Below are 23,556 nucleotides of genomic sequence, written 5' to 3'. Positions count from 1 at the left end.
GTTTTATGAGTAAATACAAATGTGTAATTTTTGATTGCGATGGCGTTTTAGTCGATAGTGAAGCCATAGGAAATAAGGTGTTTGTAGATATGGCTAATGAATTAGGAGCAAACATCGATTTAAACTATGCTATAAAACACTATAAAGGTGGTTTTTTAAAGGATAGTATAAATCAACTTTCAAAATTATTAGAAGGCCATGTGCCTGATACTTTTGAAACTGAATACCGTACCCGAAGTTTTGAAGCTTTTAAAAAAGAAATGAAACCAATAAGCGGTATTAAACCGGTGTTGGATAATTTAAAAATTCCATTTTGCGTCGCCTCAAGTGGTCCCGAAAATAAGATTCGACTCAATTTAGAACTTGCAGGGTTGCTTCCTTATTTTAAGAACAATATTTTTAGTTGCTATACCATTCAAAAATGGAAACCAGAACCCGATATATTTTTATGGTCAGCCCAAACTATGGGGTATAACCCCAGCGAATGTTTAGTTGTTGAAGATAGTATAACAGGGGTAAGAGCAGCAAAAAGAGGTGGTTTTGATGTTTTTGGCTATGCCGAGCATGATTATAATAATGAGTTACAGCATGAGGCTACCAAGACTTTTGGTAGCATGGGAGAGCTTTTAGGAATGATATAATTTTTATTCTTTTTTTTGGTAAACCCTTACCCAATCAATATGCATGTGTTGAGGAAACTGACTGCTAGCATCTGGGCGACCAGCATGCGTACCACCTACAGCAATATTTAGAAGAATAAAAAAATCCTTGTGGAATTCAGATAGTTCATCAGATGAAATTGACATTGATGCAAATTGATTTCCATCAACAAACCATGTAATTTTACTAGCATTCCATTCCAATTCAAATATGTGGAATGCATCGGCAAACTTGCCTTTCTCTAATTTATAGGAAGCAGCACCTGCCATAGCATGCGAATCTTTAGCATCAGCATAGTGTGCATTTGCTTCTATAACACCATCGTCTTTAGATCCATATAGTTCCAAAATATCAATTTCACCACATTGCGGCCAAGGCGTGTCACCTCCATTTTCATTAATATTTGTTCCTAACATCCAAAAAGCAGGCCAAATACCTTTGCCTTTTGGAAGTTTTATTTTAGCAGCTATCTTTCCATATTTCCAAAATTGCTTATTAGCCGTGTGTAATCTAGCAGAAGTGTATTGGTCCATTCCGTGAGTGTGACTTTCATGGATAGCCCTGATAACAAGACAATTATTTTCTATATAAGCATTATTATTGCTATTCGTATAGCGTTGCCATTCCTCATTAAAGCGTCCAGCTTTCTCCACCTGAAAATTCCAATCGTTTAAATTAATGCTATCCGAGTTAAATTCATCAGACCAAACCAATTTCCAATCTAAGTTAGATTGGTTTTCAATTTCATGAGTATTAGGTATATCATTCTCGACCTTTTTCTGGTCATCAACCTTATCTTTTTCTCTTTTGTCCTTGCAGGAAAATAAAACTATTGATATAATAATTAATCCAGAAAATATTTTTTTCATTTAAGCTAATATATTTGAGAAACTTCGTTTTTTTAGGAACTAGACGAAGTTATCCTTTTTTTCTGATAAAGTCAAGCGGGTTTTTTCAATAAATCTACTATTTTAGCAGTAATGCATGAACACCTTCAAGATTATATTCCAGCAAATGGACTTTCGCAAGTTTTAAAACTTTTAGAATATGATAATCTGACGGTTAAAATTAAAAGCGAACGTAAAACACGTCATGGTGATTATAGACGTTTGCCAAATGGTAAGCATCAAATAACTATAAACTCAAATTTAAACACATATCGATTTTTAATCACTTTAATTCATGAAATTGCACATTTTGAAGCTTATAAAGTTTACGGAAAGTTAATTAAGCCTCATGGTATAGAGTGGAAAAGAACATTTCAGCATCTAATGTTACCCTTTTTAAATCCAAAAATATTTCCGGTTAGTCTATTGCCACTTTTAGCAAAGCATTTTAAAAGTCCTAAGGCTTCCAGCGATACAGATATACATTTGGCCTTGGCTTTAAAGCAATTTGACGAACCAAATAATAAGACTTATGTTTTCGAAGTACCTTTGGGGCATGCTTTTAAACTATATAATGGGAAAGTATTTGAAATGGGAAAAAAACGTGTAAAACGTTTTGAATGTGTTGAGCTTAAAACAGGAAGGTTATATTTGTTTAATCCAAATGCAGAAGTGGAATTGTTGGAGTTATAATTCCATCCCTTCAAAAGATGGAATCTTTTAAATAATAAAAAGTAATATAATGAATAAAAATAATTACGCCATATTAATGGCAGGAGGAGTAGGGTCTAGATTTTGGCCGGTAAGCACTCAAGATTTCCCAAAGCAGTTTCATGATATGCTAGGAACTGGTGATACGCTAATACAAAAAACCTTCAATCGTTTAGCACATTTAATTCCAAAGGAAAATATTTTCATTTTAACGAACGAACGTTATAACGATTTGGTTTTCGAACAATTACCAGAAGTCACAAAACGACAGGTCGTTTTAGAACCCGCCATGCGCAATACAGCACCCTGTATTCTATATGCGTCATTAAAAATCCAAAAAGAAAATCCAGATGCCGTTATGATTGTCGCACCTAGTGACCACTGGATTGAGGATGAACAAACTTTTACAGAAAATGTTCAACAAGCTTTTAATTTTTGTTCAGATAATGATGCCTTAATGACATTAGGCATTCAACCCGCTTTCCCAAATACAGGATATGGTTATATTGAATTTGATAAATCAAATTCTTCAAGCATTAAGACAGTAAATCAATTTAGAGAAAAACCAGATTATGACACCGCCAAAGAATTCATTGCACAAGGAAATTTCCTGTGGAATGCGGGTATTTTTATGTGGAGTGTAAAAAGTGTGGTTAAGGCGTTTCAAAATAATCAACCAGAATTGTTTGAATTATTTAAAACAGGAATATCATCGTATAATACGGAATTAGAAGACGATTTTATCAGAGAGAATTATCCAAAAGCAGAAAACATATCTGTGGATTATGCTATTATGGAAAAGTCCACGAATGTACATGTTATAGCAGCCGAATTCGATTGGAACGATTTAGGGACTTGGGGGAGTTTATACGATAAATTAGATAAGGATGAATCGGGTAATGCTGTAGTTAATTCTAGAACCCTTGCAGAAGACGCATCTGGGAACATGATTCGAACCAAAAGTGATAAAATTGTTGTTGTTGATGGTCTGCAAGATTATATTATTGTTGATAAAGAAGAAGTTTTGCTTATCTTTCCTAAGTCAAAAGAACAAGATATAAAGAAAACACTCCAACAGGTTAAAGACAAATTTGGAGAACAATACGGATAGATTTTTGTTTCAAAGCTGTTAACTAGATACTGTTAGGTGTTTAATTTTGGATTTTTTTAAGTTATGAGTGAAGAAAACAAGTTTAATTTTTCAGAGGAAGACGCTAAAAAAGAAGAAACTGTAGAGCAATCTAAAAAAGCGGTACAAAAAGATGCCAAGGGATTGTTTAAAAGCATAAAGGTTTTTTTTAGTGAACTTCTAGATTTTCGAGACGATACCGATAGAGACGCTACAATTGAAGCCATTAAAGGCGATATACCTTTTAAAGGTGCTACGGCATGGATTTTAATTTGCTCCATATTTGTCGCCTCCGTTGGTTTAAATGCTAACTCAACTGCAGTTGTTATTGGTGCCATGTTAATTTCTCCATTAATGGGGCCTATTTTGGGTATAGGGATGTCTATTGCTATTAATGATATTGATACACTCAAAAAATCATTAATAAACTTAGCAACAATGATCGTTTTAAGTTTATTAACAGCATTTTTATTTTTTTGGTTGTTTCCTTTAAGTGAAGATACTTCAGAGCTTTTGGGTCGGGTTCAACCAGATATTCGAGATGTTTTAATTGCTTTTTTTGGCGGACTAGCTCTAATTATTGCACGAACTAAACGAGGTACCATAGCCTCAGTGATTTTTGGAGTTGCTATTGCCACAGCTTTAATGCCACCATTGTGTACAGCAGGTTATGGGTTGGCCAAAGGTAATTGGGAATATTTTTTAGGGGCGATGTACCTGTTTACAATAAATACTATTTTTATAGCTATGGCAACTTTTATCGTGCTAAAAGTGTTGCGATTCCCTATGCTTAAATACGCTAATTCTGCAAAAAGGAAACGTATAGCCAGATTTGCATCATTGTTGGCTATAGTGGTTATGGTTCCAGCCGTATGGACCTTTATTAATGTGTTGAATGAGAGTAACTTTAATAGAGACGCTAAAAGTTTTGTTGAAAATGAATTAAAAACATTACCTCATTTTGAATATCTAAAAAAGAACGCGGCATATAAATACAAAAGAAAAGGAACATCATTAATTGAAATAAGTACATTTGGTTTAGATGAAATACCAGAAACAACCATTGAACTTTTAAAATCAAGAATGAATGGGTATAGTTCTTTAACTAACTCAGATTTAAAAGTCAATCAAAATACATCCAAAAACTTAGATAATTTTAAGTATATGGAAGAACTGCGAACGCGAGACTCTTTAGATCTGTTATCTCAAACTCAAAAAATAGCTTATTTGGAAAATAAAGTTAGTCAACTATCAAAACTTGAAAAGAATTACATCGCTTTTGATGAGCTAATTAAAGAAGTAAGGATTAATTATGAAACAATTGAGCAGTTTTCTTATGCCAATGTTATAAATTCAAATTTCACTAAAATGGATACGATTTCCGTTTTCTCTGTAAAATGGGTAGATTCTTTGGCTAAAGAAGATGTTAAAATCAAGGATAAAGAAAAATTGGAAAAGTGGTTAAAGCTAAAACTTGGTTTAGATACATTGGTCGTTAAAAGGATGAATTAACTGTTTTCTTCCAAGTACATTTTACGTACTTTTTTAAATAGATTTGAAGAGTAAACAAAATCCGTAACCACCTCGTTATCGGTTTTGAAAATGGTTTCCTTAGAGCCTTCCCAAGCTTTTAAGCCATCTTTTAAAAACACGATTTTTTCACCAATTTCCATAACGGAGTTCATATCATGAGAATTAATAACAGTAATTATTTGATACTCATCTGTAATTTCTTGAATTAAATTGTCAATAACAATGGCTGTTTTGGGATCTAAGCCAGAATTTGGTTCGTCGCAAAATAGATATTTAGGATTGTTTACAATAGCGCGGGCTATAGCAACACGCTTTTGCATACCACCAGAGGCTTCACTTGGCATTTTTTTATGTGCACCCTCAAGGTTTACACGTTTCAAAACAAAATCTACACGATCCTGCATTTCACTTTTACTTTGTTTTGTAAACATTTGTAATGGGAACATCACATTTTCGGCAATTGTCATAGAATCAAATAAAGCACTACCCTGAAAGACCATACCCATTTCAGCACGTAAATTTCGTTTATCATCTTCTGGTAATTGCGAAAATATTTGTCCATCATAAGAAATACTACCCTCTTCATAATCAAATAAACCCAATAAACATTTCAAGAATACTGTTTTTCCAGATCCACTTTGCCCAATAATAAGATTAGTTTTTCCTTTTTCAAAAGTTGTACTTATCCCCTTTAAAATATGAGCATCCCCAAACGATTTGTGTAAATTTTTAACTTCAATCATTAGCTTAATAACATTTGGGTTAATAAATAGTTTAAAAGAATAATGACAACACTGGTCCAAACAAACGAAGTAGTACTAGCTTTACCAACTTCAAGAGCGCCACCTTTCATATAATAGCCATGAAAAGATGGAATGGTTGCTAAAATAAAAGCAAAAACAAAGGTTTTTATAAAAGCATAAGTAATATGAAATGGTATAAAATCGGTTTGAATACCGACTATATAATCTTCAAGCGAGCTAAAACCGCCATAAACACAGGCAGCCATACCACCGAGTATACCTAAAAACATAGCAATAGAAATAACAAAAGGATAAAGCATGAGCGCAATAAACTTAGGGAAAACAAGGTAGTTTAATGAGTTTATGCCCATCACTTCTAAAGCATCAATTTGCTCGGTAACACGCATGGTACCTATACTAGAGGTTATAAAAGACCCTACTTTACCGGCCATGATTATCGATATAAATGTTGGTGCAAACTCTAAAACAATAGATTGTCTTGTAGCAAATCCTACTAAGTATTTAGGGATTAATGGATTGTCTATATTTAAAGCCGTTTGAATAGTAACAACACCACCAACAAAAAAAGCAATAAAAGCCACAATACCAAGAGAACCAATAACTAAGTCATCAATATCTTTAAGGATGAGTTGCTTCATTACGCTCCACTTAGTGGGCTTGCGAAACATTTCAGCAATCATCATAAAATAAGCACCAATATTATGCAGGTAAGTCATATTCAAATTTATACCCGCTAAAGTAAAAAAAAGTTATGCCAATTTAACTTTAAATTCAAATTATGATGCTTTAAAATGTTTATTTTTGAAGGCTCAATAAAATCAAATTATGATAAAAAATATACTGATTATAGTGTTGGTTGTTATTTCTGCCTTTTCTTGTAAAGCTCAGGACAATTCTTATGAACTAAAGCAAGCTAATAATAACATAGCTAAGCCTAAGTTGATCGTTGGAATTGTTATCGATCAAATGCGTTACGATTATTTAACACGATTTTACTCTAAATATGGAGAAGGAGGATTTAAGCGGATGGTTAATGAAGGTTATAATTGCAGGAACACCCATTTTAATTATATCCCAACTAAAACGGGGCCTGGTCATGCGTCTATTTTTACCGGAACAACACCAAAGTATCATGGTATTATAGGAAACGATTGGTTTGATAAAGGTATAAAACGTAAGGTGAATTGTGTTGAAGATAATACAGTTGCCCCTATTGGCACAGACAGTAAAGATGGAAAAAAATCACCCCATCGCTTATTGACTACAACATTTGCAGATGAAAACAGACTATTTACTCAAATGAAAGGCAAAACAATAGGTATTTCTTTAAAGCATCGTGGCGCTATTTTACCAGCTGGTCATACAGCAAACGGTGCCTATTGGTTGGATTATGAACATGGGGGAAATGGAAATTGGATTTCGAGCTCTTTTTATATGAATAATTTACCTAAATGGGTTAAGAGTTTTAATAATTCAGATATTGCAGAATCTTATTTTAAGCCTTGGAACACCTTATATAATATAGATTCTTATACTGAAAGTGGCCCAGATTTAAATGCGTTTGAAGGTGGATTTAAAGGGAAAGATACACCAACCTTTCCTTATGATTTGGAGGTGTTGAAAGATGAAAACGATAATTATAATATTATTGCCGAATCACCTTATGGAAATAGTTTAATAACTGATTTTGCTTTAGCAGCTATTGAAGGTGAGCAATTGGGAATGGACGATTTTACAGATGTACTTACATTAAGTTTTTCCAGTACAGATAAAGTAGGTCATAATTTTGGTGTTAATGCCATTGAAACCCAAGATACTTATTTGAGATTAGATTTAGATTTAAAAAGGATTTTTGATGCTTTAGATGAAAAAGTTGGACATGGCGAATATACTGTCTTTTTAACGGCAGATCATGGTGCTCCTTATACACCAGGATATTTGCAATCTAAAAAAATACCAGCGGGCTTCTTTGATCTTTCAGTGATGAAAACGGAATTAAATGAGTTTCTTTTTAAAAAATATGGAGTGTTGAATTTAGTTCTAAGTAGAATAAATAATCAAATATTTCTAGATCATGATAAAGTTAATAAGAACCAAATAGACCTTAAAATGATAAAAGAAGCTATTGCACTTCAATTACTTCAGTATAAATTAATAGATAAGGTTTATGTGACTTCTGAAATAAATCAATTTGTAAATCCATCAGGTAGTGGTTATTTGGAAATACTATTGGCCAATGGGCATAATCAAAAACGATCAGGCGATATTTTGTTTGTTTTTAATCCATCTGTATTTAAAGACACCCCTTGGAACAGAACAGGTACTGACCATCATTCTGGATTAAGCTATGATACCCATGTGCCACTTTTGTTTTTTGGTAAAGGCATCAAACACGGGCAAACATATAATAAAACTGATATAACAGATATTGCACCAACCATGTCTGCACTTTTAGGAATTAGTTTTCCTAACGGTGCCATTGGGGAGCCTTTAGAATTTGTTTTTAAGGAATGAATAAACGTACATTATATTCAGTTATTGCTATAATTATTGTTTTAGGTGTTTATGCTTATGAACATTTTTTAAGCGAAGAAGAAAAAGCTGAAATTGTCACTAAAGGACGTGTTGCTAAAACAAACACTAATGAATATTTTTTGCCAACAAGTACAACAGGGCAAATTATACATCATGAAGGTTATTCATTATCTTATAATGAAACGCACGAACAAGCCGAGTGGGTGGCTTACGAATTAAAGATATCACATCTATCAAGCACCAATCATAAACGTCCTTATTTTGATATTGATAAGACAGTAAAAACCGGTGCAGCCCATTGGCGTAATTATAAAAAATCGGGTTATGATCGAGGACACCTTTGTCCAGCAGGCGACAGACGCTATAGTAAATCTGCTCATGATGAAACATTTTTGACTAGCAATATAAGTCCACAAGAGCATCAATTTAATTCTGGTATTTGGAATACCTTAGAGCAAAAAGTGCGTTATTGGGCAAGAAAATACGATGGTGTTTTTGTAGTAACAGGAGGTGTTTTAAAAGGGAGTATGAAAGCCATTGGTGATGAAGATGTGTCAGTGCCCAATCAGTTTTATAAAGTCCTGATTGATAATAATACTGGAAAAACAAAAGTGATTGCGTTTTTAATCCCTCATCAAAATTCTAATAAGCCATTATATGAGTTTGTGGTTTCTGTAGATAAAATAGAAGCATTAACAGGAATTGATTTTTTTCCGGAATTGGATGATACTATCGAAAATAAATTAGAGGCATCAAGCAGTTATAAAGGCTGGAGTTTTAATTGATGATTTTGAGTTATTCTGAATTTTAATATTATTTACCGCATTTTGGAATTTGGGATCTTTCATTTTTGGAATTTATTCATGATGCCTTTCCAACGTAAATTTCTAATAAACTCACCTTCATCTTCAGAAACTAGAAATTCGATTTTTTCTTTCTTTGCTTTAAAATAACCCACTAAATAATCTTTAAACAACAAAAAACTTCGTTTTTTATAAGCCAGTTTTAATGCCGAAATAAGAGTGATAAAAAAACCATAGCGCATTTTATACATGGCTTCTCCTTGTAAGTATTTAGAAGCTTTATTATAACTAATACCTGTTGGTTTTAAATGTTTAACGTGTAAAGACTTGTCAGTTAACAACTCCCAGCCATAGTATTTGGCGAGTAATTCATCAACGGTGTCCCATCCCATAGATGGTTTTAGTTTTCCAATTTCAAGAAAGCATTCTTTTTTGTATGCTTTTAAAGCACCTCGAATATGGTCTTTTCGTGTTAGGCTTTCTAATGCCCAAGTCTTGTTTTTTTCAATGTAACAAAACCCAGATGCTATACCCAGTTTTTCATTACTTTTAAAATGAGCAGCTAATTGTTCCAAGTAATTATAAGGGAAAATTAAATCGGCATCAAACTTACAAATCACATCATAATTATTGTCTAAAGTTTCGTAGCCTTTATAAAATGCATTAATGATTTTTGAACCTGGTAAATGCTCATTTGAAGATTTTGAATTTATTAAGGTTATAAATGAATGTTTTTCGGCATAACCTTCAACAATATCTTGTGTGTTGTCTGTGGAATTATCATTAACTACTACGACACGTTTTGGTAAAAGTGTTTGATTTGCCAAAGAACTTAAAGTGAGTCCAATGGAAGATGTTTCGTTATGAGCCGGAATAATGATGTAGAAGTTCAACGTATTTAAGTTTAAAACGTAAAGTTAAACTCTTTCGGCATAAACAATGTAATATCTAGGTGTAAACCATCTTAAAATTGGTCGGATACCAATTTTTTTTGTTGGGTTAGTCCATTTTTGTCTATCAATAATTTTCCATCCCGCTTTTTCTAATAGCCAATCAAACTGCCAATCTTCAAATTCGTGATAATGCCTATCTAACATATCAGTTTTACTTCTGTAAGCTGAAGAAAACCATAGTTTTAGAGGGACACTTGCTACTAATTTATTTGATTTTATAGATTGAAGAATGGTAAAAGGAGAGAGTAAATGTTCGAAAATTTCAAAGGCTGTGATTACATCTGCTTTAGAGTTTTCAATAAATGATGTGTCTAAATCTAAATCTTCACCTTTAGTGTTCTCTACTCTATAACCATGTTCTTGCATGATTTTAGTAAATGGATTTACCACACCTAAATCTAAAATAGTTTTAGAACTAGGAATATGCTTTTGTAAAAATTGAATGGTATGCTTAAAGCGCTTATTTGGAAACGTTTTTTCGTACATTAAATAATTTTGTTTTATTATTTCCGTGAAAACGGAAATCTCAAATAATCATTAGATATATTACTGCTTATAAACAATAGCATTAATATTCATACCAGCACCAACGCTAGCAAAAATAATAACATCGCCTTTATTGATTTCTTGATTTTCCAGAGAACCGTTTAAAATAGAATCATATAAAGTTGGAACAGTTGCTACACTAGAATTACCTAGTTTACCTATAGTCATGGGCATGATGCCTTCTGGCATGTCCATATCATAAAGCTCATAAAAACGCTTTATGATAGCTTCGTCCATTTTTTCGTTGGCTTGATGAATGAGTATTTTCTTAACTTCATTTATAGAAATACCACTTTTGTCTAGACATGATTTCATGGCTAGAGGAACATTGGTTAGAGCAAATTCATAAATTTTTCGTCCATACATTTTTATGTATCGGCGGTCGTCTTTAGAATCTTGGTTATTAGTTTCTCCAAAATATATAAAGTGGGCTTCATCTAGCGCAAAAGTTGCTGAGTTATGTGTTATAATACCGCCCTCATCAGTTGTGGCTTCTAAAATCACTGCTCCAGCACCATCACTGTAAATCATGGAATCTCTATCATAAGGGTCAAGCAAACGAGACAAGGTTTCTGCTCCAATGACCAAACATTTTTTTGCAATACCTGCTTTTATAAATGCATTGGCTTGTATAACTCCTTCGACCCAACCAGGGCAACCAAAAAGTAAATCATAAGCTACACATTTTGGGTTTTCAATCCTAAGCAGATGTTTGACTCTTGATGCTATACTGGGTACGGTATCACTTTGAATACTATCATGTCTAATGTCACCGTAATTATGAGCAACAATAATATAATCTAAATCTTCACGGTTAATTTTAGCATTATCAATAGCTTTTTCAGCAGCAAAAGAACCAATATCAGAGGTGTTTAAATGATTTTTTGCATAACGACGTTCATCAATACCAGTAATGGCCTTAAATTTTTTAACAATAACTTCGTTAGGTGCATTTATAGCTGAACCATCACTGTTTAAAAACTCATGATTATGAAAGTCTTCGTTTTTTTCAATATTAGCTGGAATATAACTTCCTGTACCAGTAATTTTAATATTCATAAACAAAAATGACTTTAATTAATTAAGCTTTTAGCAATATAAATACTTTCAATTAAAGGCATCTGTTGTTTTTGTTTTAATTTACGATGTTCAAAGTACTATTTATGCTTCTACATAGGCTTCAATAGGTATGCAAGAACAAATTAAGTTTCTGTCGCCATAAGCATCATCAACACGTCTAACACTTGGCCAAAACTTATTATCCCTTATGTAGTTTAATGGAAAAGCAGCTTCTTCACGAGTGTATGGAAAATACCATTCATCAGTAGTAATCATGTTTAAAGTATGTGGTGCATTCTTTAAAACGTTGTTATTATCCTCTTTTGTAACACTATCAATTTCTTTTTTAATGGAAATCATGGCATCGCAAAACCTGTCAATTTCAGCTTTACTTTCACTTTCTGTAGGCTCAATCATTAAGGTTCCTGCAACTGGAAAAGATACAGTTGGTGCATGAAAACCATAGTCCATCAATCTTTTCGCAATATCAGTAACTTCTATACCATTTGCTTTAAATGGTCTGCAATCTACAATCATTTCATGAGCTGCTCTACCGCGTTCACCAGAATATAAGGTGTCAAAACTACCCTGTAAACGGTGTTTTATATAATTTGCATTTAAAATAGCGATTTTGGTAGATGCTGTTAAACCTTCAGCACCTAGCATTTTTATATAACCATAAGATATTAAACAGGCTAAGGCAGAACCAAAAGGTGCTGCAGAAATTGCTGTAATTGCCTTTTTCCCGCCAGTTTTAATGATTGGGTTTCCGGGTAAAAACGGCACGAGTTGTTTTGCTACGCAAATAGGGCCAACGCCAGGGCCACCACCACCGTGAGGAATAGCAAAGGTTTTGTGTAAGTTTAGGTGACATACATCTGCACCAATATTTCCTGGATTGGTTAATCCAACTTGTGCATTCATGTTCGCACCATCCATGTAGACTTGTCCGCCATTATCATGGATATGTTGTGTAATTTCTTTAATAGCAGATTCATAAACACCGTGGGTTGATGGGTATGTAACCATTAATGCGGCTAGGTTGTCCTTATGTAATTCTGCTTTTTCGCGTAAATCATCTACATCAATATTCCCTTCTGCAGTAGACTTTGTAACAACCACTTTCATGCCTGCCATAACGGCACTTGCTGGATTGGTACCATGTGCTGAAGATGGTATTAAACAAATATTCCTATGATGGTCACCACGGGATTCGTGGTAGGCTTTTATAACCATCAATCCTGCAAACTCGCCTTGGGCTCCAGAATTTGGTTGTAAAGATGTGGCAGCAAATCCAGTTATTTCAGTTAATTGGTCTTCCAATTCTTTTAAAACAGTTATATATCCTTTGGCTTGTTTTAAAGGTGCAAAAGGATGGATATTACCCCATTTAAACCAACTTAAGGGCAGCATTTCAGCTGCTGCATTTAGTTTCATGGTACAAGACCCTAAAGAAATCATGGAATGGTTTAATGCTAAATCTTTGTGTTCTAAAGATTTTATGTAACGCATTAATTCGGTTTCAGAATGATAGGTGTTAAACACAGGTTCTGTTAAGAATTCTGAATGCCGCTGCACAGTTTCTGAAATATTATTTGCTTTTTCAATTGATGAGATAACAATCGTTTCTTTCTTAGCGGCTTCTGCAAAAACAGAAATCAAATAATTAATATCTCGAATAGCAGTAGTTTCGTTTATTGAAATTATTACGGTTTCAGAATCTGGATAAAACAAATTCACCTTTTTTTCAGTTGCTATTTTCTTTATTTTTTTAGCTTTTGTTTTAATTTGAATGGTATCAAAATAAGAGGTGTTTACTTGTTTGTAGCCTAATTTTCCTAAAGTAAAAGCTAGACTTGATGTTTTGTTGTGGACTTTATCGGCAATAAATTTTAAACCTTTAGGGCCATGGTAAACACCGTACATACTAGCCATAACAGCTAAAAGCACCTGTGCTGTACATATATTGGAAGTGGCTTTATCTCGTTTTATATGTTGCTCACGGGTTTGTAATGCCATGCGTAATGCTCTGTTACCATTTGCATCTTTTGTAACTCCAATAATACGACCTGGTAAATCGCGTTTATACGCTTTTTTTGTGGCAAAAAATGCAGCATGTGGACCACCATAACCCATAGGGATTCCAAAACGTTGTGTGGTGCCTACAACTACATCTGCTCCAAATTTTCCAGGAGCTTCCAGCTTTATTAAACTAAGGATATCTGCAGCAACAGCAACCTTAATTTGTGCCTCGTTTGCTTTTGCTATAAACGTTTTAATATCTGTTATCTGACCATCTTTTCCTGGGTATTGTAATATGGCTCCGAAAAATTCTGAAGAGACGTCGAAAGTTTCTTCATTACCAATAACCAACTCAATACCTATAGGAGTAGCTCTTGTTTGTAACAACGATAGGGTTTGGGGTAAGATATTTTCGGAAACAAAAAATTTATTGATTCCTGCTTTTTTCTGAGCACGCTCTCTAACTGCAAATAATAAGCTCATAGCTTCGGCAGCAGCTGTACTTTCATCAAGTAAGGAGGCATTTGCAATTTCCATACCCGTTAGGTCTATAACCATGGTTTGAAAATTTAAAAGGGCTTCTAATCTTCCTTGAGCAATTTCGGCTTGATATGGTGTGTAAGCTGTATACCAACCTGGATTTTCTAAAATATTACGCTGAATAACTGCTGGTAAAATAGTTGGGTGGTATCCTAGTCCTATGTATGTTTTATATGCTTTGTTTTTTTTAGACAACTCATGAATATGAAGTAAATATTCATGTTCTGTCATGGGGTCATCTAAATTTAAACCGTTTTTTAAACGAATATCATCCGGTATAGTCTCGTAAATTAATTGGTCTAAAGAATCAGCTCCAATAGTTTTTAACATGAGTTTTTGATCGTCTTCTCTAGGGCCAATATGACGCAATGCAAAAGCGTTTGTGTTCATTAACAATAAAATTGATTAAATAATTCGCAAAAATAAGCAATATTTGATGCATTTTATTGTGTAAAACGGAAAGTTCTTAACTATTCCAATACGTTATCAACACTAATACAATTGGTATGGTTATTTTTGTTTTATGAAGTTTATAAAACAGCTTTTAAATTTTTATATAAACAGTAGCATTCATGTTGCTTTAGCTGTGTATTCATTAACATGGATTACTTTGTTGGAATTCGGTTTGGAGTATAATGAAAGCATTTTATATTTTGTGTTTTATGCGTCTATTACGGGCTATAATTTTGTGAAGTATTTTGGAATTGCAAAATTTCATCATAGAAGCTTGGCAAATTGGTTAAAGGCTATCCAAGTATTTTCGTTTATTAGTTTTGTTTTAATGTGTTATTATGCATTTCAATTAAATAAAACTACCTTATTTTACATTGCAGGTTTTGGAGTTATTACCTTTTTATATGCTATTCCTTTTTTGCCTAAAAGTTTGTTTTTAGATAAGCAGCATAATTTAAGAAGTATTGGCGGACTTAAAATCTATTTAATTGCTTTGGTTTGGGCTGGTGTTACTGTTTTTATCCCATTGATAAACAATAATCATTTAATAGACATAAATGTTATTATAACGGGTATACAACGCTATGTTTTTATATTAGTTTTGATGCTTCCATTTGAAATCAGGGATTTGCAATATGATAGTTTAAAACTTTCTACAATTCCACAAAATATAGGGGTAAGGTTAACAAAAATGATAGGCGTGTTATTATTGGCTATATTTTTATTTTTAGAATGCTTTAAAGACGATATTTATTTTGAAAACATTCTTGTGTTAGGTTCTGTAGCAGTAGTTACGCTTTTATTCTTGGTATTTTCAAAAATCAAACAAGGACATTACTACAGTTCGTTATGGGTAGAGGGATTGCCAATTTTATGGCTAATTTTATTACTGATATTCGCTTAAAACTTTATCAAAATCTTTTTTCATCGATTCTTTACAGTCTTTATCTAAACATTCAACTTTAGAGTCCTTTATCTTTTTAGTTAAAATGGTATTGTTTTTAGTATATTTTCTACAGGCTCTACAATAAATTAAATGTATATTGAGTTTTATCATGTCCCATAAAGAGGCTTCTTTATATTGTGTTTTATCACAAACATGATTTGCTTCATCGCAAGGCATTGTAACCTTTATTTTTGTACTCATAATTAAAACCAATTTTCTTTTAGGCAATCTGCCATAGCTGTACGTGCTCTATGAATGATTACCCAAAGGTTAGACGCTGTAATATTTAGTTCATTACAAATTACTTCAGTTTCATGGCCAAGTATGGTTTTCATTTTAAAAACATCAGCCTGTTTTTGTGGTAATTTCTCTAAGCAGTTATGTATGGCGTCGGCAAGTTCATTATTCTGTAAGGTATCCTCTGCATTCTTATCAAAAGGATCGGCAACGCGTTCTTCAAGCCAATCGCCTTCGCTTTCAGAGTCATTGTAGTTTATTCTAACTTCAGCTTTTCCTTTTTTTGAATTTATTTTTCGGTAGTGGTCTATGATTTTTCGCTTTAAAATAGAAATTAGCCATGTGCGTTCGCTGGCTTCTCCTTTAAAGTTTTTCATTGATTTTAAACCAGCCAAAAAGGTATCTTGAACCAAATCTTGTGCAATCTCTCTATCGCTTACACGCGAAATGGTGTAATTAAATAAATAATCTGAATATAAATCGATCCACTTATTGGGATTAATTTGATGGTTTGGCATTATTGAGCAATAATTTTTTTGAATTCCAAAAATAAGCTAAAAAAATGAATTTTATATAGTTTAATAAATCATATGTTTAGGCTTTATGATCTAGTATACAATAATTTAAATATTCCATGTTTATTTCAATAACCCCGCCCGTTTCAACAAAGCTTCAGGTTTAGGTTCATGACCTCTAAAGCGTTTATAAAGGGTCATTGGGTTTTCTGTACCACCTTGAGATAATACATGGTCTTTAAATTTATTAGCAACTGTTTTGTTGAAAATGCCAGCTTCTTTAAAATACTCAAAAGCATCAGCATCTAAAACTTCAGCCCATTTGTAACTGTAATAACCTGATGAATATCCGCCTTGGAAAATATGCGAAAACGCCGTACTCATACAAGTTTCTTTGGTTTCAGGATATAATACTGTGTTTTTGAAAATTTCAGATTCAAAAGCTTTTACATCTTTTATGTTGGTTGGATCTTGTCCATGCCAGCTCATATCCAATAACCCAAAACTTAATTGGCGTAAGGTCTGCATACCTTCATGAAATGTAGCTGATTCTTTTATTTTTTTGACTAAATCCATCGGAATTACTTCGTCAGTTTCATAATGTGTTGCAAATAATTCTAAAGCTTCTTTTTCGTAGCACCAGTTTTCTAAAATCTGACTTGGTAACTCTACAAAATCCCAATACACGCTTGTGCCAGATAAACTCGGGTAGGTGGTATTGGCTAACATGCCATGAAGCGCATGGCCAAATTCATGAAATAAAGTCGTTACCTCGTTAAATGTTAATAGTGATGGTTTGCTTTTTGTAGGTTTAGTAAAGTTGCAAACAATGGAAATGTGTGGTCTGCTATTTTCTCCATCTTTTATGTACTGAGGTTTAAAAGAAGTCATCCACGCACCATTACGCTTCCCTGATCTAGGAAAAAAGTCTGTATAGAATATCGAAACCAAATCACCATTAGTATCTGTGACTTTGTATGTTAAAACATCTTCATGATAGGTATCAATATCATTAATCTCTTCAAAGTTTAAATCGAATAATTTATTAGCTACTGTAAAGGCTCCATTAATAACGTTTTCTAATTTGAAATATGGTTTTAAAAGTTCATCATTCAAATTAAACAATTTTTGCTTTAGTTTTTCTGAATAATAGGAGCCATCCCATTTTTCTAGTCTATCAATACTGTCTAGCGTTTTAGCGAAATTTTCTAGGTTTTTGAATTCACGTTCTGCTGCGGGTTTGGCTTTTTCTAACAATTCGTTTGAAAACTTTAGAACAGTTTCTGGTGTTTCAGCCATGCGTTCTTCTAAAACAAAATGGGCATGTGTTTTATAACCTAAAAGATTGGCGCGTTTATGCCTTAATTTAGTAATTTGCAATACATGGTCTTGGTTATCTAAATCATCATTTTTAAAGGCTTTACTTCCTGCTGCTAATGTTATTTTTTTTCGCAGTTCTCTATTATCAGCGTATGTTACAAATGGTATATAGCTTGGGTAATCCAAAGTAAATAACCAACCTTTTTTATCTTTTGATTCCGCTAATTGTTTTGCAGCTTCTTTTGCACCATCGGGAAGACCTGATAAATCATTTTCATCTGTAATTAGCATTTCAAATTTGTTGGTTTCTGCTAATACGTTTTCACCAAATTTTAATTTTAACTGGCTTAACTGTTTATCAATTTCTCGAAGTTTAAGTTTTTTGTCTTCAGATAAGTTTGCGCCATTTCTTGAAAAGCTTTTATATTTTTTATCTAAAAGGGTTTGTTGTTCTGTTGTTAAGTCGAGTTGAATTTTAGAATTGTAAACCGTTTTTATACGTTTAAATAAGGCTTCATTTAAGGTAATATCATTACTGAATTCTGATAATAAAGGCGATATATCTTGGGCTATTTTCTGTATTGTTTCGTTGGTCTCAGCAGAATTTAAATTAAAGAAAATACTTGAAATTCTATCTAATTGTTCACCAGAAAAATCTAATGATTCAATAGTGTTTTCAAAAGTAGGTTCATCAGGATTATCTGTAATGGAATCAATCTCAGTTTTTGCTTCTTCTATGGCTTGCTTAAAAGTTGGAAGAAAATCTTTGTTTTCAATTTTTGAGAAAGGAGCGGTATTATACTTCGTGCTAAATGGAGTAATTAATGATTTTTTTATCATTTTATTAAATAATATGTTAAAATTTCACTTTACTATGCATGCATAGTAAAGTTTTTATATTTTTGCTGCAAATAATATTAAGAGTGACTAACTCATAAGAATTATTTGTTAATAGCTAAAAGCCCTGAATATTCTTCGGGGCTTTTTTATTTTTACTGTAAATCTTTAGCGGATTCGTTTACTTTAATTTTCAGGCCTTCTTTATAAGTAACTATTTTGTCAAGCACACATTTGTCGTTAGAGCCGATAATTTGTGCCGCTAAAATACCAGCATTTTTTGCTCCATTTAGAGCAACAGTTGCTACAGGGACACCTCCTGGCATCTGTAAAATAGATAATACAGAATCCCAACCATCAATAGAGTTACTACTTTTTACAGGGACGCCTATGACTGGAAGTGGTGACAAAGAAGCTATCATGCCTGGTAAATGTGCAGCACCACCAGCACCAGCAATTACAACTGAAAAACCTCTTTTATGTGCGTTTTTACCATAATCAAACAATTTTTCTGGTGTTCTGTGAGCCGAAACAATGTCAACTTCAACTTGAATATCAAATCCTTTTAAGATGTCTATAGCATCTTGCATAACTGGCAGGTCGCTTTTGCTTCCCATAATGATTCCTACTTTATTCATAAAATTCCAAATTTAAAATTCCAATAACCAAATAAAACTAACAATCATTCTCTTTAGAAGATGGAATTTGGTACTTATTTTTTTTGATTCATTCACTTATGACCTTAATCGTCTTTTTTACTTGTTCGGCAACTTTTCTGGCTTCGTTTAAATCTTCATTCACAATAGTTACATGCCCCATTTTACGAAACGGTCTCGTTTGCTTTTTACCATAAATATGTGGTGTTACACCATCCATTTTCATTATGGCTTCAATATTTTTATAAACGACATGACCCGTATGTCCTTCAGCCCCAACCAAATTTACCATCACACCACCAACTTTGCTATCCGTTCTTCCTAAAGGTAAATCTAAAATGGCTCTAATGTGTTGTTCAAATTGCGAAGTATAACTGGCTTCAATAGTTTGGTGACCTGAGTTATGAGGTCTTGGGGCAACTTCATTTATTAGAATGGTATCGTCTTGTGTTTGAAACATTTCAACAGCCAATAGACCTACGTGATTAAAAGCTTTAGATGTTCTTAAAGCTATATCTTTTGCTTTTTCTGCAATAGTATCATTAATTCTAGCCGGGCAGATTACATATTCCACTTGGTTGGCTTCAGGATGAAACTCCATTTCTACAACAGGATAGGTTTTGGTTTCGCCAGATGGATTCCTAGCTACTATAACAGCTAATTCATTTTTAAAAGGAACCAAATTTTCCGTTATACATTCTACATTTGGAAGTCCCTCTAAATCTGTAATAGATTTTACAATTTTCACGCCTGTGCCATCGTAGCCAAATTGTGCACATTTCCAAACAAAAGGCAATGTTATACCACCGTGATTTATGGCATCTTTAATTTCAGAGGTATATGCAAAACGTGAAAAGGGTGCTGTTGGTAAACCTTTGTCAACATAAAACAATTTTTGTTTCGCTTTATTTTGAATAGTACGTAATGTTTTCGAACTAGGATACACTTTGATACCTTCTTTTTCGAGAGTTTCCAGAGCATCAACATTTACATTTTCAATTTCAATGGTAAGTATATCGACTTGTTTTCCAAAATTGTAAACAGCATCATAATTCATTAAATCTCCCAAATGAAACTCATCACTGGCAATTTTACAAGGCGCATCGTTACTTATTTCTAATACGCAAGTATAGATATCAAATTTTCTGGTGTTGTAAAGCAACATTTTGCCCAGTTGTCCACCACCAAGGATACCGAGTTTAAATTTTGAAGAAAAGTAATTTGCCATGTTTTTTTACTGAAACGGATTTTAAGATATGCAAAAATACATTTAAATCTTAAATTAGTTCTTAAATCGTAAATCAAAAAATCGTCCAGATAGCTATCGGGACGTTAATCTATTGATTATCTTTGCAACTTTAAAAATTATAACCCGTGATAAAGCTACACGACAAATATTTTAAACCATTTATTTCTGCAAAGCAGATAGATGAAGCCATGCAGCGTTTGGCTATTGAAATTGCTGAAGATGTAGGGGATGAAATCCCAGTTTTTATAGGTATTTTGAATGGCTCATTTATGGTAGTGAGTGATTTTGTTAAGAAATATCCAAACCCTTGCGAGGTCACATTTATAAAATTAGCATCTTATGAAGGTGTTAAATCTACCGAAGATATCCAAAGGTTAATTGGGTTGACTCAAGATTTAACCGGGCGTACGGTAATCATTTTAGAAGATATTATTGATACTGGAAATACCTTGCATGAGGTACACAGGATTTTTAAAAACGAAAACGTAAAATCGTTAAAAATAGCTACCCTATTTCACAAACCTGAAGCCTATAAAAAAGATTTTAAATTACATTATGTTGGTATAGAAATTCCTAATAAATTTATTGTGGGCTACGGCTTAGATTATGATGGTTTGGGGAGGAATTTGCCAGAAGTATATCAAATAAAAGAAACGCAACACATGACAAACTTAGTATTATTTGGACCTCCAGGAGCGGGAAAAGGAACGCAAGCAAACTTTTTAAAAGAGAAATATAATTTAGTGCATATTTCTACAGGTGATGTTTTTAGGTTTAACATTAAAAATGAAACTGCTTTAGGAATGCTGGCTAAATCATATATGGATAAAGGCGAGTTAGTTCCAGACCAAGTAACTATTGATATGTTAAATGCTGAAGTTGAAAAAAACACCGATGCTAACGGGTTTATTTTTGATGGCTTTCCTAGAACAAATGCACAAGCAGATGCTTTAGACAAGTTAATGGATAGTAAAGATTCACAAATAAATGCCATGATTGCTCTTGAAGTAGACGATGAAATTTTAGTACAACGTTTACTTGAACGCGGAAAAACCAGTGGAAGAGCTGATGATGCTGACGAATCGATTATCCGAAACAGAATAACAGAATATTACAGTAAAACGGCTATACTAAAAGATTACTATTCGGCACAAAACAAATATTTTGGAGTTAATGGTGTTGGTAGTATTGAAGATATTACGGTACGCTTAAGTGCCGTTATAGACGGTCTTTAAAATTCCTGCGAAAGAAGGAATCTCATAAATAAAACTATAGTTTTATAATTGAAGCTATAGTTTTAATATTCTAAAATATTTTCGCTTCCGCGGAAAAATTAAAAGTTAAGAGTGAAAACTTTTAACTTTTAACTCTTAACTTTTAACTTGACTTATGACTGAAGGAAATTTTGTTGACTACGTAAAAATGTATGTTAGCTCTGGAAACGGGGGTAAAGGATCTGTGCATTTACATCGTGAAAAGTATATTACAAAAGGCGGTCCAGATGGTGGCGATGGTGGTCGTGGTGGTCATGTTATTTTAAGAGGGAATTCAAACCTATGGACACTACTGCATTTAAAATTTAAAAAGCATATTAGAGCAGGTCATGGAGGTCACGGCAGTAAAAGTAGAAGTTTTGGGGCTGATGGAGAAGATGTTTATATAGAGGTGCCACTAGGAACCGTTGTTCGAGATACGGAAACTAACGCTATTATTTTAGAAATTACCGAACATGGTGAGGAACAAATTATTGCCGAAGGCGGAAAAGGTGGCTTGGGGAATTGGCATTTTAAATCGTCTACCAACCAAACACCGCGTTATGCACAACCTGGTCTTCCTTTAGAAGAAAAGTACATTACCTTAGAATTAAAAGTGCTTGCCGATGTTGGGTTAGTTGGTTTTCCGAATGCAGGAAAATCTACATTGCTATCGGTAGTTACATCAGCAAAACCAAAAATTGCTGATTATGAATTTACCACGCTAAAGCCTAATTTGGGTATAGTTGAGTATCGCGATTTTCAGACTTTTGTTATGGCCGATATTCCAGGAATTATAGAAGGCGCTGCCGAAGGAAAAGGTCTCGGACATTACTTTTTAAGACATATAGAGCGTAATTCTATTTTATTGTTTTTGATTCCAGCCGATGCTGAAGATATTAGAAAACAATATGATATTCTGTTAGATGAATTGCGTCGCTACAATCCAGAAATGCTTGACAAAGAGCGTATCATAGCTATTTCAAAAAGCGATATGCTTGATGATGAGTTGAAAGCTGAAATGAAAGTCGAGTTGGATAATGAACTTCCTATTCCGTATCTATTTATTTCATCGGTGGCACAACAAGGTATTACAGAGCTTAAAGATATTTTGTGGAAGATGTTGAATGATTAGCGTTCAAATGTATAGCCAAATAGGTCTATTTCTTCTTTGTAGGTATTCAAAATGATATTATTAGTTTCTTTATCATAGTAATCTCTAAAATCTTTTTGTTCGCTTTTTACTTTGTGAGGTAGCGTAGTGTCTTCCATGTTTAATGCCTTGAACACTTTATGCACATCTTCGTCTAAATTTTCAAAGTGCCCAATAAAATCTAATGGAATATTGCCATTAAAGTTTTTAAGCCAATATAGTTGAGGACTTATCATTCCTTTTCCTGCAAACTTTAATAAAAAACCTTTAAAGGAGATATCTTTATCAATACCATGAATTTTCATATGCATCTCATCTCTCATAACATTATTGTACCAAGAAAAGGCTCTTGCCCAAGGATTTCGAACAATAGTAAATTTATAATATGATTTATATTGTTGTTTGGTAACCTTATATTTATTTCTAAAATTATAGGTCTTATCAAAATGGTGTTGCTTATTTCTGCGTAATAATTCCATAATATTTTCTTTAGAAGAAAATGTTTTTGGAATCAAATAGGGTTGTTCTATCATTCTTATGGTTCTATGGTCTTGTCCACCACGTCCATTATAATTTTCAAGATGACCTAATGCAGATTCAATACTTGTACCTGCACATTTAGGAATATGAATAAAGATACATTTGTATTTATGTGATATCATTTCTTCTCTTTTATCTTTCTGATTATTTATCTAAGTTAGCAAAAGATAAATTTGTGTTTGTTTAATGATTATGTATAAGAAATGTTGCGTGTTAGTAATTTTACCAACTCACTCTTGTTATTATTACTGACTC

At 33.1% G+C, this 23,556-nt stretch carries 22 protein-coding genes; 9 read left to right on the top strand and 13 right to left on the bottom strand.

Annotated elements, in window-relative coordinates; translation table 11 throughout:
- Window positions 1-5 precede the first annotated feature (5 nt).
- The gene (locus ABD941_RS04850; RefSeq protein WP_345272902.1) at window positions 6-641 is read left to right on the top strand and encodes an HAD family hydrolase; all 636 of its coding nucleotides are present in this window, start codon (window positions 6-8) and stop codon (window positions 639-641) included.
- A gap of 3 nt (window positions 642-644) precedes the next feature.
- Here the strand turns inward: ABD941_RS04850 and ABD941_RS04845 are convergent, their stop codons facing one another.
- Window positions 645-1,529 (bottom strand): glycoside hydrolase family 16 protein, encoded by an 885-nt coding sequence (locus ABD941_RS04845; RefSeq protein ID WP_345272901.1) that lies wholly within the window; start codon window positions 1,527-1,529, stop codon window positions 645-647.
- 111 nt (window positions 1,530-1,640) lie between these two features.
- On the opposite strand from ABD941_RS04845, the gene ABD941_RS04840 reads away from it, so the two are divergent.
- The 3 genes from ABD941_RS04840 to ABD941_RS04830 all read left to right on the top strand — a co-directional run bounded on the left by ABD941_RS04840 (window position 1,641) and on the right by ABD941_RS04830 (window position 4,899).
- Window positions 1,641-2,240: a SprT-like domain-containing protein gene (locus tag ABD941_RS04840; RefSeq protein ID WP_345272900.1), complete on the top strand. Its 600-nt coding sequence runs from the start codon at window positions 1,641-1,643 to the stop codon at window positions 2,238-2,240.
- A 49-nt stretch (window positions 2,241-2,289) separates the two neighbouring features.
- Window positions 2,290-3,369 (top strand): mannose-1-phosphate guanylyltransferase, encoded by a 1,080-nt coding sequence (locus ABD941_RS04835; protein WP_345272899.1) that lies wholly within the window; start codon window positions 2,290-2,292, stop codon window positions 3,367-3,369.
- 63 nt (window positions 3,370-3,432) lie between these two features.
- Window positions 3,433-4,899: a DUF389 domain-containing protein gene (locus ABD941_RS04830; protein WP_345272898.1), complete on the top strand. Its 1,467-nt coding sequence runs from the start codon at window positions 3,433-3,435 to the stop codon at window positions 4,897-4,899.
- On the opposite strand, the gene ABD941_RS04825 is transcribed toward ABD941_RS04830, so the two are convergent.
- Together ABD941_RS04825 and ABD941_RS04820 are read right to left on the bottom strand one after the other, a co-directional pair.
- The gene (locus ABD941_RS04825; RefSeq protein ID WP_345272897.1) at window positions 4,896-5,663 is read right to left on the bottom strand and encodes an ABC transporter ATP-binding protein; all 768 of its coding nucleotides are present in this window, start codon (window positions 5,661-5,663) and stop codon (window positions 4,896-4,898) included. The two genes, ABD941_RS04830 and ABD941_RS04825, sit on opposite strands and share 4 nt — an antisense overlap.
- Entirely contained in the window at window positions 5,663-6,400 is a 738-nt protein-coding gene (locus ABD941_RS04820) for an MlaE family ABC transporter permease (RefSeq protein WP_345272896.1), read from the bottom strand. Before ABD941_RS04820 ends, ABD941_RS04825 begins: the two co-directional genes overlap by 1 nt.
- Before the next feature lie 109 nt (window positions 6,401-6,509).
- Between ABD941_RS04820 and pafA the strand changes: the two genes are divergently transcribed.
- Together pafA and ABD941_RS04810 are read left to right on the top strand one after the other, a co-directional pair.
- Window positions 6,510-8,198 carry an alkaline phosphatase PafA gene (gene pafA, locus ABD941_RS04815; RefSeq protein ID WP_345272895.1) on the top strand — a complete coding sequence of 563 codons (1,689 nt, stop codon included), beginning with the start codon at window positions 6,510-6,512 and terminating at the stop codon, window positions 8,196-8,198.
- Window positions 8,195-9,004: a DNA/RNA non-specific endonuclease gene (locus ABD941_RS04810; RefSeq protein WP_345272894.1), complete on the top strand. Its 810-nt coding sequence runs from the start codon at window positions 8,195-8,197 to the stop codon at window positions 9,002-9,004. The genes pafA and ABD941_RS04810 overlap by 4 nt, the downstream gene beginning before the upstream one ends.
- A gap of 59 nt (window positions 9,005-9,063) precedes the next feature.
- Here ABD941_RS04810 and ABD941_RS04805 read toward each other — a convergent pair whose 3' ends face one another.
- From ABD941_RS04805 to gcvP, 4 genes are all read right to left on the bottom strand, one after another.
- Complete coding sequence (locus ABD941_RS04805) at window positions 9,064-9,915, bottom strand: glycosyltransferase family 2 protein (RefSeq protein WP_345272893.1); 852 nt, start codon at window positions 9,913-9,915, stop codon at window positions 9,064-9,066.
- Between the two features lie 24 nt (window positions 9,916-9,939).
- The gene (locus ABD941_RS04800; protein ID WP_345272892.1) at window positions 9,940-10,461 is read right to left on the bottom strand and encodes a methyltransferase domain-containing protein; all 522 of its coding nucleotides are present in this window, start codon (window positions 10,459-10,461) and stop codon (window positions 9,940-9,942) included.
- 60 nt (window positions 10,462-10,521) lie between these two features.
- Window positions 10,522-11,580 (bottom strand): 3-oxoacyl-ACP synthase III family protein, encoded by a 1,059-nt coding sequence (locus ABD941_RS04795; protein ID WP_345272891.1) that lies wholly within the window; start codon window positions 11,578-11,580, stop codon window positions 10,522-10,524.
- Window positions 11,581-11,682: 102 nt separating this feature from the next.
- Complete coding sequence (gcvP, locus tag ABD941_RS04790; RefSeq protein WP_345272890.1) at window positions 11,683-14,532, bottom strand: aminomethyl-transferring glycine dehydrogenase; 2,850 nt, start codon at window positions 14,530-14,532, stop codon at window positions 11,683-11,685.
- Between the two features lie 133 nt (window positions 14,533-14,665).
- Here gcvP and ABD941_RS04785 point away from each other — a divergent pair, with 133 nt between their 5' ends.
- Complete coding sequence (locus ABD941_RS04785; RefSeq protein ID WP_345272889.1) at window positions 14,666-15,499, top strand: UbiA prenyltransferase family protein; 834 nt, start codon at window positions 14,666-14,668, stop codon at window positions 15,497-15,499.
- Here ABD941_RS04785 and ABD941_RS04780 read toward each other — a convergent pair.
- The 5 genes from ABD941_RS04780 to ABD941_RS04760 all read right to left on the bottom strand — a co-directional run bounded on the left by ABD941_RS04780 (window position 15,482) and on the right by ABD941_RS04760 (window position 20,334).
- Complete coding sequence (locus ABD941_RS04780; protein WP_345272888.1) at window positions 15,482-15,742, bottom strand: hypothetical protein; 261 nt, start codon at window positions 15,740-15,742, stop codon at window positions 15,482-15,484. The genes ABD941_RS04785 and ABD941_RS04780 overlap by 18 nt on opposite strands.
- A gap of 2 nt (window positions 15,743-15,744) precedes the next feature.
- Window positions 15,745-16,296, bottom strand: coding sequence for a sigma-70 family RNA polymerase sigma factor (locus tag ABD941_RS04775; protein WP_345272887.1), 552 nt, complete (start codon window positions 16,294-16,296; stop codon window positions 15,745-15,747).
- 120 nt (window positions 16,297-16,416) lie between these two features.
- Window positions 16,417-18,453 carry a M3 family metallopeptidase gene (locus ABD941_RS04770; RefSeq protein ID WP_345272886.1) on the bottom strand — a complete coding sequence of 679 codons (2,037 nt, stop codon included), beginning with the start codon at window positions 18,451-18,453 and terminating at the stop codon, window positions 16,417-16,419.
- 152 nt (window positions 18,454-18,605) lie between these two features.
- Window positions 18,606-19,088 (bottom strand): 5-(carboxyamino)imidazole ribonucleotide mutase, encoded by a 483-nt coding sequence (gene purE, locus ABD941_RS04765; RefSeq protein ID WP_345272885.1) that lies wholly within the window; start codon window positions 19,086-19,088, stop codon window positions 18,606-18,608.
- Between the two features lie 88 nt (window positions 19,089-19,176).
- Window positions 19,177-20,334: a 5-(carboxyamino)imidazole ribonucleotide synthase gene (locus tag ABD941_RS04760; RefSeq protein ID WP_345272884.1), complete on the bottom strand. Its 1,158-nt coding sequence runs from the start codon at window positions 20,332-20,334 to the stop codon at window positions 19,177-19,179.
- A gap of 146 nt (window positions 20,335-20,480) precedes the next feature.
- Between ABD941_RS04760 and ABD941_RS04755 the strand changes: the two genes are divergently transcribed.
- Together ABD941_RS04755 and obgE are read left to right on the top strand one after the other, a co-directional pair.
- A complete protein-coding gene (locus tag ABD941_RS04755; RefSeq protein WP_345272883.1) occupies window positions 20,481-21,590 on the top strand; it encodes an adenylate kinase in 1,110 nt (369 codons plus the stop codon).
- A 154-nt stretch (window positions 21,591-21,744) separates the two neighbouring features.
- Window positions 21,745-22,743 (top strand): GTPase ObgE, encoded by a 999-nt coding sequence (gene obgE / locus ABD941_RS04750; protein WP_345272882.1) that lies wholly within the window; start codon window positions 21,745-21,747, stop codon window positions 22,741-22,743.
- On the opposite strand, the gene ABD941_RS04745 is transcribed toward obgE, so the two are convergent.
- Window positions 22,740-23,423: a sulfotransferase family 2 domain-containing protein gene (locus ABD941_RS04745; protein WP_345272881.1), complete on the bottom strand. Its 684-nt coding sequence runs from the start codon at window positions 23,421-23,423 to the stop codon at window positions 22,740-22,742. The genes obgE and ABD941_RS04745 overlap by 4 nt on opposite strands.
- Window positions 23,424-23,556 lie beyond the last annotated feature (133 nt).

This window comes from Flaviramulus aquimarinus (genome assembly GCF_039543205.1).
GTDB classification, from domain to species: domain Bacteria; phylum Bacteroidota; class Bacteroidia; order Flavobacteriales; family Flavobacteriaceae; genus Flaviramulus_B; species Flaviramulus_B aquimarinus.
The sequence above is the reverse complement of the archived record's forward strand: the minus strand, read 5'-3'. Positions and strand labels throughout refer to the sequence as shown.

What these genes read in the sequence shown, in the direction of transcription:
- ABD941_RS04850 (WP_345272902.1), top strand. Translation starts at nt 6, where the DNA reads ATGAGTAAATACAAATGTGTAATTTTTGATTGCGATGGCGTTTTAGTC.
- ABD941_RS04845 (WP_345272901.1), bottom strand. Translation starts at nt 1,529, where the DNA reads ATGAAAAAAATATTTTCTGGATTAATTATTATATCAATAGTTTTATTT.
- ABD941_RS04840 (WP_345272900.1), top strand. Translation starts at nt 1,641, where the DNA reads ATGCATGAACACCTTCAAGATTATATTCCAGCAAATGGACTTTCGCAA.
- ABD941_RS04835 (WP_345272899.1), top strand. Translation starts at nt 2,290, where the DNA reads ATGAATAAAAATAATTACGCCATATTAATGGCAGGAGGAGTAGGGTCT.
- ABD941_RS04830 (WP_345272898.1), top strand. Translation starts at nt 3,433, where the DNA reads ATGAGTGAAGAAAACAAGTTTAATTTTTCAGAGGAAGACGCTAAAAAA.
- ABD941_RS04825 (WP_345272897.1), bottom strand. Translation starts at nt 5,663, where the DNA reads ATGATTGAAGTTAAAAATTTACACAAATCGTTTGGGGATGCTCATATT.
- ABD941_RS04820 (WP_345272896.1), bottom strand. Translation starts at nt 6,400, where the DNA reads ATGACTTACCTGCATAATATTGGTGCTTATTTTATGATGATTGCTGAA.
- pafA (WP_345272895.1), top strand. Translation starts at nt 6,510, where the DNA reads ATGATAAAAAATATACTGATTATAGTGTTGGTTGTTATTTCTGCCTTT.
- ABD941_RS04810 (WP_345272894.1), top strand. Translation starts at nt 8,195, where the DNA reads ATGAATAAACGTACATTATATTCAGTTATTGCTATAATTATTGTTTTA.
- ABD941_RS04800 (WP_345272892.1), bottom strand. Translation starts at nt 10,461, where the DNA reads ATGTACGAAAAAACGTTTCCAAATAAGCGCTTTAAGCATACCATTCAA.
- ABD941_RS04795 (WP_345272891.1), bottom strand. Translation starts at nt 11,580, where the DNA reads ATGAATATTAAAATTACTGGTACAGGAAGTTATATTCCAGCTAATATT.
- gcvP (WP_345272890.1), bottom strand. Translation starts at nt 14,532, where the DNA reads ATGAACACAAACGCTTTTGCATTGCGTCATATTGGCCCTAGAGAAGAC.
- ABD941_RS04785 (WP_345272889.1), top strand. Translation starts at nt 14,666, where the DNA reads ATGAAGTTTATAAAACAGCTTTTAAATTTTTATATAAACAGTAGCATT.
- ABD941_RS04780 (WP_345272888.1), bottom strand. Translation starts at nt 15,742, where the DNA reads ATGAGTACAAAAATAAAGGTTACAATGCCTTGCGATGAAGCAAATCAT.
- ABD941_RS04775 (WP_345272887.1), bottom strand. Translation starts at nt 16,296, where the DNA reads ATGCCAAACCATCAAATTAATCCCAATAAGTGGATCGATTTATATTCA.
- ABD941_RS04770 (WP_345272886.1), bottom strand. Translation starts at nt 18,453, where the DNA reads ATGATAAAAAAATCATTAATTACTCCATTTAGCACGAAGTATAATACC.
- purE (WP_345272885.1), bottom strand. Translation starts at nt 19,088, where the DNA reads ATGAATAAAGTAGGAATCATTATGGGAAGCAAAAGCGACCTGCCAGTT.
- ABD941_RS04760 (WP_345272884.1), bottom strand. Translation starts at nt 20,334, where the DNA reads ATGGCAAATTACTTTTCTTCAAAATTTAAACTCGGTATCCTTGGTGGT.
- obgE (WP_345272882.1), top strand. Translation starts at nt 21,745, where the DNA reads ATGACTGAAGGAAATTTTGTTGACTACGTAAAAATGTATGTTAGCTCT.
- ABD941_RS04745 (WP_345272881.1), bottom strand. Translation starts at nt 23,423, where the DNA reads ATGATATCACATAAATACAAATGTATCTTTATTCATATTCCTAAATGT.